The sequence below is a fragment of the Buchnera aphidicola (Cinara splendens) genome (assembly GCF_900698975.1).
Lineage (GTDB): Bacteria > Pseudomonadota > Gammaproteobacteria > Enterobacterales > Enterobacteriaceae > Buchnera_F > Buchnera_F aphidicola_AI.
In genome coordinates this window covers 262,057-275,399 of record NZ_LR217722.1, presented here as the reverse complement: position 1 = coordinate 275,399, position 13,343 = coordinate 262,057, and the positions used below count along the sequence as shown (strand labels likewise).

General features: G+C 19.4%; 12 protein-coding genes, 3 tRNA genes and 1 pseudogene. 4 read left to right on the top strand and 12 right to left on the bottom strand.

Going from position 1 to position 13,343, the window contains the following annotated elements; translation table 11 throughout:
- Positions 1-298: 298 nt before the first annotated feature.
- The 11 genes and pseudogenes from BUCISPPA3004_RS01155 to BUCISPPA3004_RS01110 all read right to left on the bottom strand — a co-directional run bounded on the left by BUCISPPA3004_RS01155 (position 299) and on the right by BUCISPPA3004_RS01110 (position 8,478).
- Positions 299-1,104 (bottom strand): annotated as a pseudogene (locus tag BUCISPPA3004_RS01155) (TatD family hydrolase).
- A 32-nt stretch (positions 1,105-1,136) separates the two neighbouring features.
- Entirely contained in the window at positions 1,137-2,120 is a 984-nt protein-coding gene (locus BUCISPPA3004_RS01150; RefSeq protein WP_154048913.1) for a DNA polymerase III subunit delta' C-terminal domain-containing protein, read from the bottom strand.
- Positions 2,113-2,376, bottom strand: coding sequence for an acyl carrier protein (acpP, locus tag BUCISPPA3004_RS01145; RefSeq protein WP_154048912.1), 264 nt, complete (start codon positions 2,374-2,376; stop codon positions 2,113-2,115). The genes BUCISPPA3004_RS01150 and acpP overlap by 8 nt, the downstream gene beginning before the upstream one ends.
- 76 nt (positions 2,377-2,452) lie before the next feature.
- On the bottom strand, positions 2,453-3,190 hold the full coding sequence (fabG, locus tag BUCISPPA3004_RS01140) for a 3-oxoacyl-ACP reductase FabG (protein WP_154048911.1): 738 nt from the start codon (positions 3,188-3,190) through the stop codon (positions 2,453-2,455).
- Positions 3,187-4,125 carry an ACP S-malonyltransferase gene (locus BUCISPPA3004_RS01135; RefSeq protein ID WP_154048910.1) on the bottom strand — a complete coding sequence of 313 codons (939 nt, stop codon included), beginning with the start codon at positions 4,123-4,125 and terminating at the stop codon, positions 3,187-3,189. Before BUCISPPA3004_RS01135 ends, fabG begins: the two co-directional genes overlap by 4 nt.
- 280 nt (positions 4,126-4,405) lie before the next feature.
- Entirely contained in the window at positions 4,406-4,603 is a 198-nt protein-coding gene (rpmF, locus tag BUCISPPA3004_RS01130) for a 50S ribosomal protein L32 (protein ID WP_154048909.1), read from the bottom strand.
- A 99-nt stretch (positions 4,604-4,702) separates the two neighbouring features.
- Positions 4,703-5,410, bottom strand: coding sequence for an RluA family pseudouridine synthase (locus BUCISPPA3004_RS01125; protein ID WP_232036875.1), 708 nt, complete (start codon positions 5,408-5,410; stop codon positions 4,703-4,705).
- Positions 5,411-5,421: 11 nt separating this feature from the next.
- Positions 5,422-5,667: a S4 domain-containing protein gene (locus BUCISPPA3004_RS02095; RefSeq protein WP_232036874.1), complete on the bottom strand. Its 246-nt coding sequence runs from the start codon at positions 5,665-5,667 to the stop codon at positions 5,422-5,424.
- A gap of 337 nt (positions 5,668-6,004) precedes the next feature.
- Entirely contained in the window at positions 6,005-6,784 is a 780-nt protein-coding gene (locus BUCISPPA3004_RS01120; protein ID WP_154048908.1) for a flagellar basal body P-ring protein FlgI, read from the bottom strand.
- A 42-nt stretch (positions 6,785-6,826) separates the two neighbouring features.
- A complete protein-coding gene (locus BUCISPPA3004_RS01115; RefSeq protein ID WP_154048907.1) occupies positions 6,827-7,495 on the bottom strand; it encodes a flagellar basal body L-ring protein FlgH in 669 nt (222 codons plus the stop codon).
- A 266-nt stretch (positions 7,496-7,761) separates the two neighbouring features.
- Positions 7,762-8,478, bottom strand: coding sequence for a hypothetical protein (locus BUCISPPA3004_RS01110; protein ID WP_154048906.1), 717 nt, complete (start codon positions 8,476-8,478; stop codon positions 7,762-7,764).
- A gap of 2,186 nt (positions 8,479-10,664) precedes the next feature.
- Here BUCISPPA3004_RS01110 and BUCISPPA3004_RS01105 point away from each other — a divergent pair.
- The 4 genes from BUCISPPA3004_RS01105 (at position 10,665) to BUCISPPA3004_RS01090 (ending at position 12,196) form a co-directional block, all read left to right on the top strand.
- Positions 10,665-11,756 (top strand): hypothetical protein, encoded by a 1,092-nt coding sequence (locus BUCISPPA3004_RS01105; protein ID WP_172598689.1) that lies wholly within the window; start codon positions 10,665-10,667, stop codon positions 11,754-11,756.
- Between the two features lie 140 nt (positions 11,757-11,896).
- Positions 11,897-11,981: transfer RNA gene (locus BUCISPPA3004_RS01100), tRNA-Ser, on the top strand.
- Between the two features lie 31 nt (positions 11,982-12,012).
- Positions 12,013-12,083: transfer RNA gene (locus tag BUCISPPA3004_RS01095), tRNA-Cys, on the top strand.
- Positions 12,084-12,111: 28 nt separating this feature from the next.
- Positions 12,112-12,196, top strand: a tRNA-Leu gene (locus BUCISPPA3004_RS01090).
- Between the two features lie 21 nt (positions 12,197-12,217).
- Here BUCISPPA3004_RS01090 and BUCISPPA3004_RS01085 read toward each other — a convergent pair.
- Entirely contained in the window at positions 12,218-13,252 is a 1,035-nt protein-coding gene (locus tag BUCISPPA3004_RS01085) for a methyltransferase (protein ID WP_172598688.1), read from the bottom strand.
- Positions 13,253-13,343: the final 91 nt, after the last annotated feature.

Genomic DNA, 13,343 nt, shown 5'->3' with positions numbered 1-13,343 from the left:
CATTAATTATTGATTTTTTTATAGATAATACAATTTTCAATGTAATTTGATGTATTGTAATAACTTAATATATATTTTTATATAAAAAATTATTAATATGTATTTGTAAAAATAAAATTTTTTATTTTTAATGTTTTCTTTTGATTTATAATTTTTAAAAATATTTATAATATTTAGATTTATTAAATACATATACAATTTATATTGATATTTTTATTAAATAATTTTTTGAACTGATACCATGTATACGGTTAATAGTATTGATAATATTGATTTACATCATATTTGTTATAGTCTTTTATTCAGTCTTGATAAGACTAGTTATATTTTTTTTTTTAATATTAAATAATTTAAAAAAATTATTGTTTAAAATTTTAGTAAATTTAAAAAAATCAATTTTTAAATATTTTTGAATAGTTTTTGCTGTGTAATATAAAAACGATGGTTGATTAATCATTCCTCTGTACGGTTCTGGAGATAAATAAGGTGCGTCTGTTTCTATGCATAATCTATTCAATGGTATAAATTTTAATACGTTTCTTAATTCATTAGATTTTTTAAATGTAATAATTCCAGAAAATGATATATAAAATCCAGCATCTAAAAATTTTCTTGCTGTATCTATCGTTCCAGTAAAAGAATGTATAACTCCGGAATATAATTTATTTTTATTTGAATTTAGAGATTGAAATATTTCGTAATCAGCATATCTGTTATGAATAATTAGAGGTTTTTTAGTTATGTCAGATATATATAAATGATATTTAAATAATTCAATTTGCTTGTTTTTGTTTTTTGTAGATTTATAAAAATCTAATCCTGTTTCTCCAATTGCAATAACTTTTTTTTTTTAGATAATGATAGTATTTTTTGCAAATCATTATTTGTATGTTGATCATTAGGATGTAAACCACATGATAGTAAAATGTTTTTATGAGTATAAGTATATTTATATACATTATAAAAATCTTCAATAGAGGTAGATACGGATAAGAATAATTTTATATTATTTGCATATGCTTTTTTTAAGATATAATCTAATGTTTCAGGCTTATTAGTATCGTCTATGCGATTAATATGACAATGAGTATCTATTAGATACATATTTAATATCCTTAATTTTTTTAATTAAAATTCTATATATGTAGTATTTTCATCCATAAAAAAATTTGTTCTATGAATATTAATTGTTTATCTACTTGATAAGACGTAGATAGTATTTGTTGAAATTGAATCCAAGATATCAAATTATTTTTTAATACGTTAAATTTATTTATATGTGCAATTTTTTTGATTAATTTTAATTGATCTACATTTTTGATTTTGTTATCTTTGCATATGTTATATTTAATAATATCTAATAAAAAATAACAAATTAAAGTAGTTATGATCTTTTCATCATAATCTAATATTATATTCCATAAATCACTGTCATTTTTTTCATTGACATATGTATGTATTGCACGCATAAATATATTTCTCTGCTTAAATGCATTACTTTTTAAAAATTTTTGAGTAGATATAGGGGCATTATTATTTATTCGTAGCGCAGTTAATAATTGTAAAAAATTATGTTGTTTATTTTTTTTTTTTAGCCATGAAATAGCTATTTTTTCTTGTGGTGCATGTATATAATATATAATTGATCTACTTTTAATAGTATTAATTACTTGTGTGATATTTCTTGTATGTAAAAAAAAAATAGTATTTATTGGAGGTTCTTCTAAAGTTTTTAATAAAGCATTACTAGCTTCTAAAGTACAAGAATTAATATTTGAAAAATAAACTATCTTACATCCTCCTTGTTGTGACGTTTTATATAAATTCTTAATTATATTTCGAATTATATTAATTCCAATATTTTTATATTGAGAAATATAATTTACATTGTAAAAATCAGGATGATTTTTTTTGTTTATTAAAAAACATGATATGCATTTTTTACAATTAGTAAATTTATTTTTATGTGAGCATAGTATCCATTTAGAAATATTAAAGATTAATTTTGAAATTCCTACGCCGGTAGGGGCTTGAATTAAAGTTATAGGATGTAATGAATTTTTACGATATTTATTAATTATCTGTAAATACTGAGTGATTAACCAAGGATATTTATTCATGTATATGTATTTTACTTTTTTTTTTAAGTTTATCACTAATATATGTAACTAGATGTTTTATAGATTGTATTTTTTCTGGGTTCATATCAAACAATTCAATATTGAATTCTTCTTCTAATAACATAATTAATTCAACAAAATCTAATGAATCTGCCTGTAAATCTTTTTTCAGATTGCTAGATAAAGAAATATCTTTATTATCTATCTGGAATTGTTTTGCTAGAATTTTTTCTATTCTCTTAAAGACATGTCCCATATAATAACTTCCTATGTATTTAATAATAATTAAAATAAATTTGTTAAATGAAAATTTTATTTATAAAAATAATAATTTACATATTAAAATCAACATACATACCTCCATTTACATGAATATTTTGACCAGTTATATACGAAGATTTTTTTGATGATAAAAAAGATACAACGTAAGCAATATCTTGTGTATTTCCAAAACGACCTACAGGTATTTTTTTTAAAATTTCTTCTTTCTTTAAAGATAATATTTTTTTAGTCATATCAGTATATATATATCCAGGAGAAATCATATTAACAGTGATTCCTTTTGATGCTACTTCTAAAGCTAAGGACTTTGAAAATCCAATGAGTCCAGATTTTGAGGCAGCATAGTTAGTTTGTCCAATTTGTCCTGTATAACCTGATATTGAACTAAGAACTATTATTCTCCCATATCTTTGTTTAATCATAGGTGACAAAATAATTTTTGTAACATGAAATATTGCAGATAAATTAATGTTAATTACATTGTTCCAACAGGAATCATTCATTTTAAGTAAAATACTATCTTGTATAATACCTGCATTATGTACAAATATGTCAATTATTTTGAATTTTTTAATTAATTGTTGAATTTTTTTTTTGGTTTCTATAATTTTCAAAAAATTTATCAATATGCCAATTCCATGATTTTTAAATGTTTTTTTTATTTTATCTACTCCTTGTGGAGTTGTAGAAGTACCTATTACATATATTCCTGCATTTATTAATTCTTTTGAAATTTTTTTTCCAATACCTCTATTAGCTCCTGTCACTAATGCTATATTTTTTTTCATAATTTTTTTATTATATCAACAATTAATGATAATTTTTGGTTATTATTAGTTGAGTATGATGAAATTTTACTGTATTCTTTATTTAAATTTGTTAAAACTTGTCCTAAGCCTATTTCAATAAAAATACTGATACCCATAGAAATTATTTTTACAATACATTGTTTCCAGTGTACTTTTTTATATATTTGTTTTAGTAGTGAAATATATATATCTTTTTTAGAAGTTAAAATTTTTGAACGATAATTACCAATGATAGGATATTTTCCTTTTGATATTTTTATTTTTTTTAAAGATTTAGAAAATTTTTTTTTATAATTTCTCATGAGAACACAGTGTGATGTAAATGGTATAGGTAAACGTATTACTTTTACATGTAACTGTTGTTTAAATATTTGACCAGCTGTATATACTGCTGAGTAATGTCCAGTTATCACTACTTGTGTTCTAGAATTAATAATAGAAATAAATACTTTTTTTTTATTTGAAATAAATGAACAAATTTTTTTAATCAAAGTATAATTTAATCCAATTATAACTAATGTTAATACTCGAGTATCTTTTACAGCTAGCAACAATATTTTATGACGTATATTTACAATTTTTAAAGCTTCTTGAAATAAGATATTATTATTACATACTAATGCTGAATATTGACCCAGACTGTGTCCAGCAAAAATAGATGGTTTAATATATATTTTTTGATTTAATAATTTATATATTGCAATAGATGATATAAATATCAATAAATGCATGTTTTTTTGTAAATACAAGGAATTGTTTTTTTTTTTTAAACAGTTATTGTATATGTTCTTGTGCAATATGTCAGACGCTTCTTCAAATGTTTTTCTTATTACAGAATGTTTTTTAAAAAATGATTTTAAATAATCTATATTAGATAATCCATATCCCGGAAAAATTAATGAAATTTTTTTCATAAATTGAATTACCTGTTTATTCTATATACTACTATATAGTATATAGAAAATATTTTTTTGTATAAATATATTATAAATAATATTTATAATAATTAATGATAGTAAACATTGTTTATTAATTTTTTTATTAAAATTACTAACATATATTAAAAAGAGGTATTAAGATAAAATATAGAAATTTATTTCATTTAAAAATAAATTATTAAACTTTATATCTTATATAGATACAATTTCATTGCAATTACCATATAATTTTTATTTATATAAAATTATTGATAATTTATTTAATTATTTTTGTAGATTTTTTCTGGAATAAAAATGTTTTTTTTCCCTTATAATAGCCTTTTTCAGTAATATGATGACGAATATGTATTTCTTTGGAAGTATTATCTATAGATATTTTTTTCTCTAATACGTGATCATGAGATCGTCTCATTCCTCTTTTTGAACGACTAGGTTTGCTTTTTTGTACGGCCATTTTTTTTCCTTGCAATAACTAATAATTATTTTTATTAATTTGTAATGTAATATTTTTAGTATATTAAACATTCTTAACAACTACAATTATTATATCAATTTAAAAGTTATTAAATATATTTTTTTTTGAAAATATTTTCAATAATTTTTTAAATCGTTCATCTAATTTAGCAGTTATAAAAATTTTTTCATTATTTAATGGATGATAAAAAAAAACTTTATAAGCGTGTAATAACAGTCTGCCATTTTTTTTATGAAGGATTTTTTTTTCTTTTTTAATGTCTCCATATTTTTGATCAAAAACAACTGGATGTCCAAATTGTGCAGCATGTACTCGAATTTGATGTGTGCGTCCTGTTATTGGAATTATGGACATAAGGGTAGTATTATGGAAGTATTGAAAAATTTTAAAACGAGTAATTGATGGTTTTCCATTTTTGTGAACACATACTTTTTTTTTGTGATGATCATTTTTTTTTTTTAGTAAAGGAAGACTAACGGTAGTGTTTTTTTCGGACCAATGACCATGTAATAATGCTAAATATTCTTTATGTATTAGTTTGTTTCTTAAATTTTCATGCATTTTTTTTAAAATAGAACGTTTTTTTGCAAGTATTAATATTCCAGAAGTTTCTTTATCAATACGATGAACTAATTCTAGAAATGCTAATTCTTGACGAATTTTTCTAAATATTTCTATTACACCATAATTTATACCGCTCCCTCCGTGTACTGCGATTCCATATGGTTTATTGAAAATAATTAAATATTTATCTTCAAATAATATATTTTTTAAAAATAAATGCACTATTGATGATTTTAAATTAATATTTTTTTTTTTATCTCAATTTTTATTGAGTATAGAGTAAGGTTATCATGTATTTTTAATTTATAAAATGGTTGTACTTTTTTTTTATTAATTTTTATTTTTCCGATTCGTATACTACGATATATCATTCTTTTGGGTAATTTTTTAAAAGTTTTAAATAAAAAATTGTCGATTCTTTGTTCTGACATATGTTTCGTAATAATAATGGATATTGGTTTAGCATGAATAGTATTCATATATTGATTCTGTAAAATTAAGGTTTATTAAAAATATGTATTCAATTATGTATAACTTGTATTAAATATACAAATTTTTTATAATATACTGATATTTTTATAATTTTATGTTAATAAAATTTTTATATTTATAGTTAACATATTTGTGATGTTAAATAAAATATTAGAATTATATAAAAATTTTTATTTAAGTTATACATATATATAATTTTACATATTTTTATATACTAATGCATATTAAGTTTAATATATATTTTAAGGTATATATTTTTATGTATCTTAAAATATATATTTTGATATTATTTATAATAATTTTTGATTTTTTTAATTTTATGAATTATTTTTTATAATTTTTTATAGATATATTTATATTCATAATATTCATTAAAATTTGATTTTGTAATTTTTTGTTCTTAGGTATTATTATTTGTATAGTGTTACCATCTATAATAGTAGCTATATCAAAATAATGTATATTAATAGTATTATAAATTTCTTGTAACAAGCACCAATTTTTATGTTTTATTTTTAATAAAAAAATTCCATTTTTATATTTATTAAGAATATTTGATGTAGATTTTTCTACGATTGCTCCATGAATTATTTTTTTTCGTGTTGGATTATTTATAGAAATTTTTTTTGTATAATTTAGTTTTATTTTTCTCCAATTCATGGATATATTACCTTGAGCAACAGCATATATTTTTTTATCTATACCTTGTAAAGGTGTCATTAATAAAGTTCCACCATTTAAACTACTAGCATTTCCAATAGAAGAAACTGTGATATCAATTTTTTTTCCAACATAACTCCAAGGAGAAATTATTGCTGTTACTATTACAGCTGCTACATTTTTTGTACGTATATTATTATTACATGTTGTATATATTCCAAGTTTTATTAGCATATTATTCAAAGATTGACGTGTGAATGGAATGTGTAATGTGTTATCTCCAGTTCCAGGTAATCCAACTACTAATCCATATCCTATAATCTGTATATTTTTAATACCAGAAATATTTATTAAACTATGAATTTTTTTTGCTGATACGCTTGATATATTTAGTAGTAAGACAAACATGATTATTATATTTTTTAATATTGATATTTTTTTCATGTAATCAAATTTTTTTATTTAATGCATTATGTATATTTTTGATTAAATAATTTTTATTAAATTATAAAAAATCATATAAAAATTTTTTAAAATAAAAAAATTCTTTTTTTTTGTTTTTTGTGTATATTTTATAACAAAATTAGATATTTTGTAAAATTCAATAGAATCATTTAAATTTATTTTTTTTGGATTGACTGTTCCATAAAATTGGAATTTTTGATAATGATCATCAATCAATATTTTTTTTTCTCCAAATACATTTAAATATTTATCTTTTAGAATAGAAACTATTTTAACCGAAAAATGTGAATGTATTTGATTTTTTAAGTATGTTTTTTTTAGAGTGAGTGGTTTTCTCGTTTTTTCTAGCTTAGAAAAATATGAAATGTGTTTTTTTATTAAAAATAAACAAGAATATAATTTATTATATAATTTATAATTATAGGTATTTTTAACAATAGTGCTGATAGTATTATTTTCATTACATATTACAGTTATAACATCACCAACTTTGTAATGATTATATGTAGTAAACCACGATAAATCATTTTGGATCGATTTTTTATTTGTGATATTAGTAACTAAAGATAGTGGTTGTAAAACATAAGGTTTGTTTTTAACAGTATTATAAGACATTGGTTGATTATGTATATGAAATGTCAATAACATACAATATAAGATATTTTTGCAAATTAAAAAAAAAGACTTCATTATGTCATATTACACCTAGTAATAATAATGGTTTTTCATGTATTTTTTTTATAAAAAATAGATTTTTTATATTGTTAAATATACTTTTTTTTATTTTTTATATATAAATACTGAATTTTTTTGTTTTTTTGTAGATTCTTTTTTTAATTATAAATTAGAATCATATAATAGAAACCAATATAAATCTAGTTTCTATTATTTTATACTACTTTAGGTTATTTTGTATTTTTATAATAAAAATGTATTTTTTTCAATATTTTAACAAATTAATAGTCTTCTTGTTGTGCCGTCATATCAGATTCAATCAATCGAACTAATTTAAGTGTGTTCATTAAATTGATCGTTTCTTGCTCATATTTTTCCATCATTGTTTCTTGTGACATCAATTTAGATTTAAGTTTTAAATCATTTTTTTTATATTTTTCTAATCCTGAGGTGTTTAAGTCATGCATTTTACTATTTTTATGAGCTATGACATCATTATCATTCAATAAAGTAGATTTTAATTGTCCTAAAAAAATTGGTTCTTGACCTTTCTGATGATTATCTTCTTTAATTACAATTATTCCTGCATTTTTTATTAGTATTTTTGTTCCTACGGGAACTACTATTGGTCTATCATTATTGTCTAAAGCGGTATAATTATCCATAGCTACTTCTCTATTCTCATTTATTGTAACGTGGCCATCACGTATAAATCTTTCATAACCTTGATCGTCTAAAACAGAAAACCATCCAATTTCTGTATCGTCTAAATTTTTAGAAGATTCATTAATGATATTTGATGGTTGTATATGAACATCATCAGATTCCATATTTTGTTTGTTTATTATTTTTCTATGGTCAGATGTAATTTTTATGTTATATATATATTGTTTTTGAAAATCAGTTTCTATATTTTCTGTTTTTTTGGTATGTATAGAATTATTTTTTGCTATATTTTTGTCATCTAAAATAATTGTTGAATATATTGTGTTGTTCATTTACATTTCCATTTTTTTAAATGTTTAATATTTTTGAATTATAGTTTATGGTTTAAAAATTTCTAATTAAATATCTTGGCGCTTATAAATGTATAATAATTTTTTTTAATTAAAATTAATAAAATATTTAATCTTAATTAACTATTTTCTTTTTATACAAAAGAAACATTATTTTTATAATATAAGAAAATTTAGTAATATATATTTAATTTATAGAATAGATAATTCTATCATACATAAACAATTTTGTTAATAAAAATTTATTTTTTATGTTATTATTATTATTTTTGATTTTCTTGACATACAATTTATATATTAGATATGTTTTTATAATAAACATTAATAAATTTTATTTTTTATATAATACAATACAAAATTGTTTTTTACAAATAGTAATTTTTTATTTTATAAAATAAAATAATTGAGATTGTTTTTTTACGTATTTTTTTATTATTATAAACAAATTTTTATTATTTATACATTATTATAAATATAGTTATATACATAAATATTATTATTTTATGAGTATAGTATTATATACATGTTTTTATATAAATATAGTCATAATAATATCAGAGATATTTTTTAATATAAATAAATTTTTATATATGAAAAATATCACTAGAGTATTAAAAATATACTTATATTTTTTTTATATTTTTTAGTAGTATTAATATTACTGATATATAATGTATTTATATAAATAGAATGTTTAAATGTTTTTAATTATTAAAAACTACGTACGTATATATAAAATTTATTAATTTTATAACAAATATGTTTGCATTTTATGTTTAATAGTTTCAAAAGTTGATGTATGATATACATATATTAATAATTTTATAAATTAATTTTTTTATTATGAAAAATTCATATATAACATTTGATTTCAAGAAAGTATCTTTTTTATTGAAATTATTTTAGTATGTATATTACGATAAAACTAAAATATAACATATTAAGTTATCAGCAATTAATATATATTTTAGTATTTGTTGTATTTTTAAAAATTTTAATTATATTTGTTTAATTGATTGAATCGAAGATTAGTTTTCCTATACTACATAGGAAAAAATAATGTAATTATTATGTAAAAATAAAAGAATTTATTTTTCAAGATTTTAAATGTTTTATGAAAATGAAATTTATGAATATATATTTTTTTATTTTGACTACATATTATAGTTTTAATTCTTACTATTAATGAGAATATACAGAATATATAGAATATATTACCATAAATCAAATATTTTTATTGAAAATATTATTTTTCAAAACATTTATTCTATTGAATATGTATAAATATCTGAAAAATAATGTTATTACAAATATATATAATACATAATCTATTCTTTATTTTCTAATTTTTTAAAAAATAATTATTTAAAGAATTACTGATATTTTTAATCTAAATGACATAATTTAGTTTAAAAGTTTAAAGTGAATAAAATAATAATTCAATATTATATATATTTTTTAGTAATTTCTGTAATAAAAATATTTATTATATATTTTTTAAATTTTATTTAATAAATATAAATATTTTATTTTGTTTGGTTTTTTATATTTATTGATAAAAATTTTTAATTAATTATTATATGAAGCTAGTCTAGTAGCTTTTAAAAAAAAATATAATACTACTGTAGTTTTACGTATTAAAATATATTTTTTTTAATCAAAAAAAATATATTTTACATAAAAATTTAATTAATCGTTGCGTTAGTTTTATTGATATTTTGTTTAAAAATACAGTTTTTATATAGAATAAAATTCTATATAAGCTATATAACTGTATGCTTAGAATTTATTTTAAAGATTGATTATTAATATAAAAATTTATAAGGTGACTTGATATTATAGTAAACAAATTGTATTATTGATTTGTTAGTTTTGATGTTAAAAATAAGTTAATTTTAAAATTAAAAAATAAATTTAAATAATATATGCTTAAAAATTTTATAATATTTTTTATAAAAATATTAATATTTGATTTTTATTATAAAATATATGAGTAATGTACTTTTCATTATATCATATTGTATATCTTGATATATTTTAAAAAAATTAAAATAATTCCCATAAATGATATTTATTTAGATGATATCAATTGTATTGATAATTTTTTAAAAAATTTTTTAAAAAAGATGATAATTATTATGTTTTAAACGTTAATAAATGGAATGTATATGAACAAAATTACTATTGTATGTATTTTATTTGTATCTAGTTTTTTTCCAACAGCGCATGCGAAATCTACGTCTCATGCAAGAAAATGGCATTTTGGAATTCACAGTAATTCTTTACATCCAATGAAAATATTCAAAAAATACAAAAATTTATATTGCGGAAATTATAGCGATATAACTAGAGGTATTTTTGCATTACATCCAGGAATTTTTTCAAAATATCAGTTTAATTCTCGTTTTAATATAGAAGTAACATCTAACATATTTGAACATATTATAAAAGATATTAAAAATAACATATCCAGTTTGTACTTCTCAACCACAGAGTACGCTGCTCGCGCTAATTATCCAGTTAAAAAAAATATTAATTTTTATACTAAATTAGGTACAACATTAACTACTGCAATTAATGATAATAGGTTTGATAATGTTTTAATTTTACAAAAAAAAAAACAGATTCAAACTACTTTTGCTGTCGGCTTAGAATATTTATTTAGTCAATACTTGAATTTTAATATGAATATTGACTTAAACAAATCGTTTAACAAAATAGATTTAAATAATCTATTTAGTATATTGAATAATATACGAATAGGAATGCATTGTAATGTATATCCTAAGATTGATCCAAAGTATAATATTTTTAAAAAAATTAAAGGACAATTATTTTTACAAAACAGGAAAAATATAAAAAATATTATATATAGACATAAAAATATTTCTTGTTTTTTTAATAGTTCTAAATTAACGCCTTCAGCTTATCGTATCTTAAATAATTTAAAAAATAGAATTTTACATATAGGTAAAAAAAATGTTTTCTTGTTTATTTCTGATGATAAAGATTCTATAGAAAATAAGAATAAAGGTGTAAAACTTCCTCTTAAACGTTCCTTAGAAGTATCTAATTTTTTTGTTAAAAATGGTTTATTAAAAAAAAATACTTTTATTCAAGGAATAAATTCTAATTTTATAAGAAAAAACAATGATTTTTGTGATTTTTTAAGTAAAAAAAAACTTGTTATTAAAAAATTGTTTAAAGCATGTAGTTTAGATATTGTATATAAATACAATTATTTTTTTAATAAAAAATAATTATTTTATTAATTGTAATAATTTTTTATTATATATTATATATATATAAACTTAATGGATTTAATTTTTTAAAACGTTTTTTTGAAGTACTTTACTTTTGTTTTTTTTTTTATTATAATATACTTAATATATCTGTTTTAGGAGGAATGGCTGAGTGGTTTAAGGCAGCGGTCTTGAAAACCGTCGATGAGAAATTATCCGAGAGTTCGAATCCCTCTTCCTCCAATTTACATAATATAAATAGATATAATTATGTGGCGCGTTGGCAGATTGGTAATGTAACGGATTGCAAATCCGTGAAACCTGGTTCAATTCCAGGACGCGCCTTTAATTACTAAATATTGATAAATTTCATGCCCGGATGGTGAAATTGGTAGACACAAGGGACTTAAAATCCCTCGGCTTTTATGGCTTTGCGGGTTCAAGTCCCGCTCCGGGTATATGTTTGTATATATGATGATTTAATTATTTTGTATACTATACACTGTATAACGATTTGTTTTTAATATTATATTAAAATTAATATCTTCATTTTTAAAAATATTTTTATATGATATGAAAGAACTAACAACTATTCTTAATTCTCCTCTTTTTTTTAAAAATTTAGTTGAATTTTTTATAATTTTATGGATTAAACTTACTGTAATATTTAAATTATTATGAAAAGGAGGATTTGAGACAATTAAATCATACTTTATATTTATTTTAGAGTAAATATTGCTAAACAATACTTTTCCAATCAAACCGTTTTTTTTTAAATTTTTTTTACTACACCAAATTGCTGCATCATAAATATCTGTTAATGTTAAATCAATTGAAGGGTTTTTTTTTGCTATAGAAATACCAATAATTCCTGTCCCAGAACCTAAATCTAATAATTTTCCTGTTATATTTTTAGTAAAAGTTGATATTAGTAATTTACTTCCTTGATCTATTTTATTGGATCCGAATACTCCAGGTAAGCTATAAATAATAGTATTGTTCCAGATGTATTTTTTTATAAAATTTTGAAAATAAAATGTTGGTTTTTTTTGCATATATCCTTGATATAAACAACAATTTCTTGCATAATCTACTTTATTAAATATAACATATTTATTGAATATATTAATTATACTATTAACTCCACTATTTTTTTTTCCAATTACATAAATAATACAATTTTTTGATATACATGATAATAAATATGTTAATTGTAGACGCGTTTCTTCTTTGTTTTTAGTACAAAAATAGATTAATTGTTTTGATAAATAAAACTGATGTAGATTATAAAAATTGTTAAAAATTACAGTGCTGTGTTTTTTTTTAAAAATTATTTCATACAAATTATAATATTGAATGTACATAATAGATTTTTTGAAAAAATTTTTATAACATAAATCTATTGGTATGATTCCTGATAAAATAGTATTTTTTTTTATAAAGATTTGAAAATTTTTCTTTAATATTTGATATTCTTTAGATTTTTTTGAAGATTTAGTGTATTTATTATTCATGGTTTTTAACCAAATCATTATAAGAATATTAGTGATATTTAAAATTATATTTATAATAATTTCATTATAATTATTTTTTTAAATAAAAATA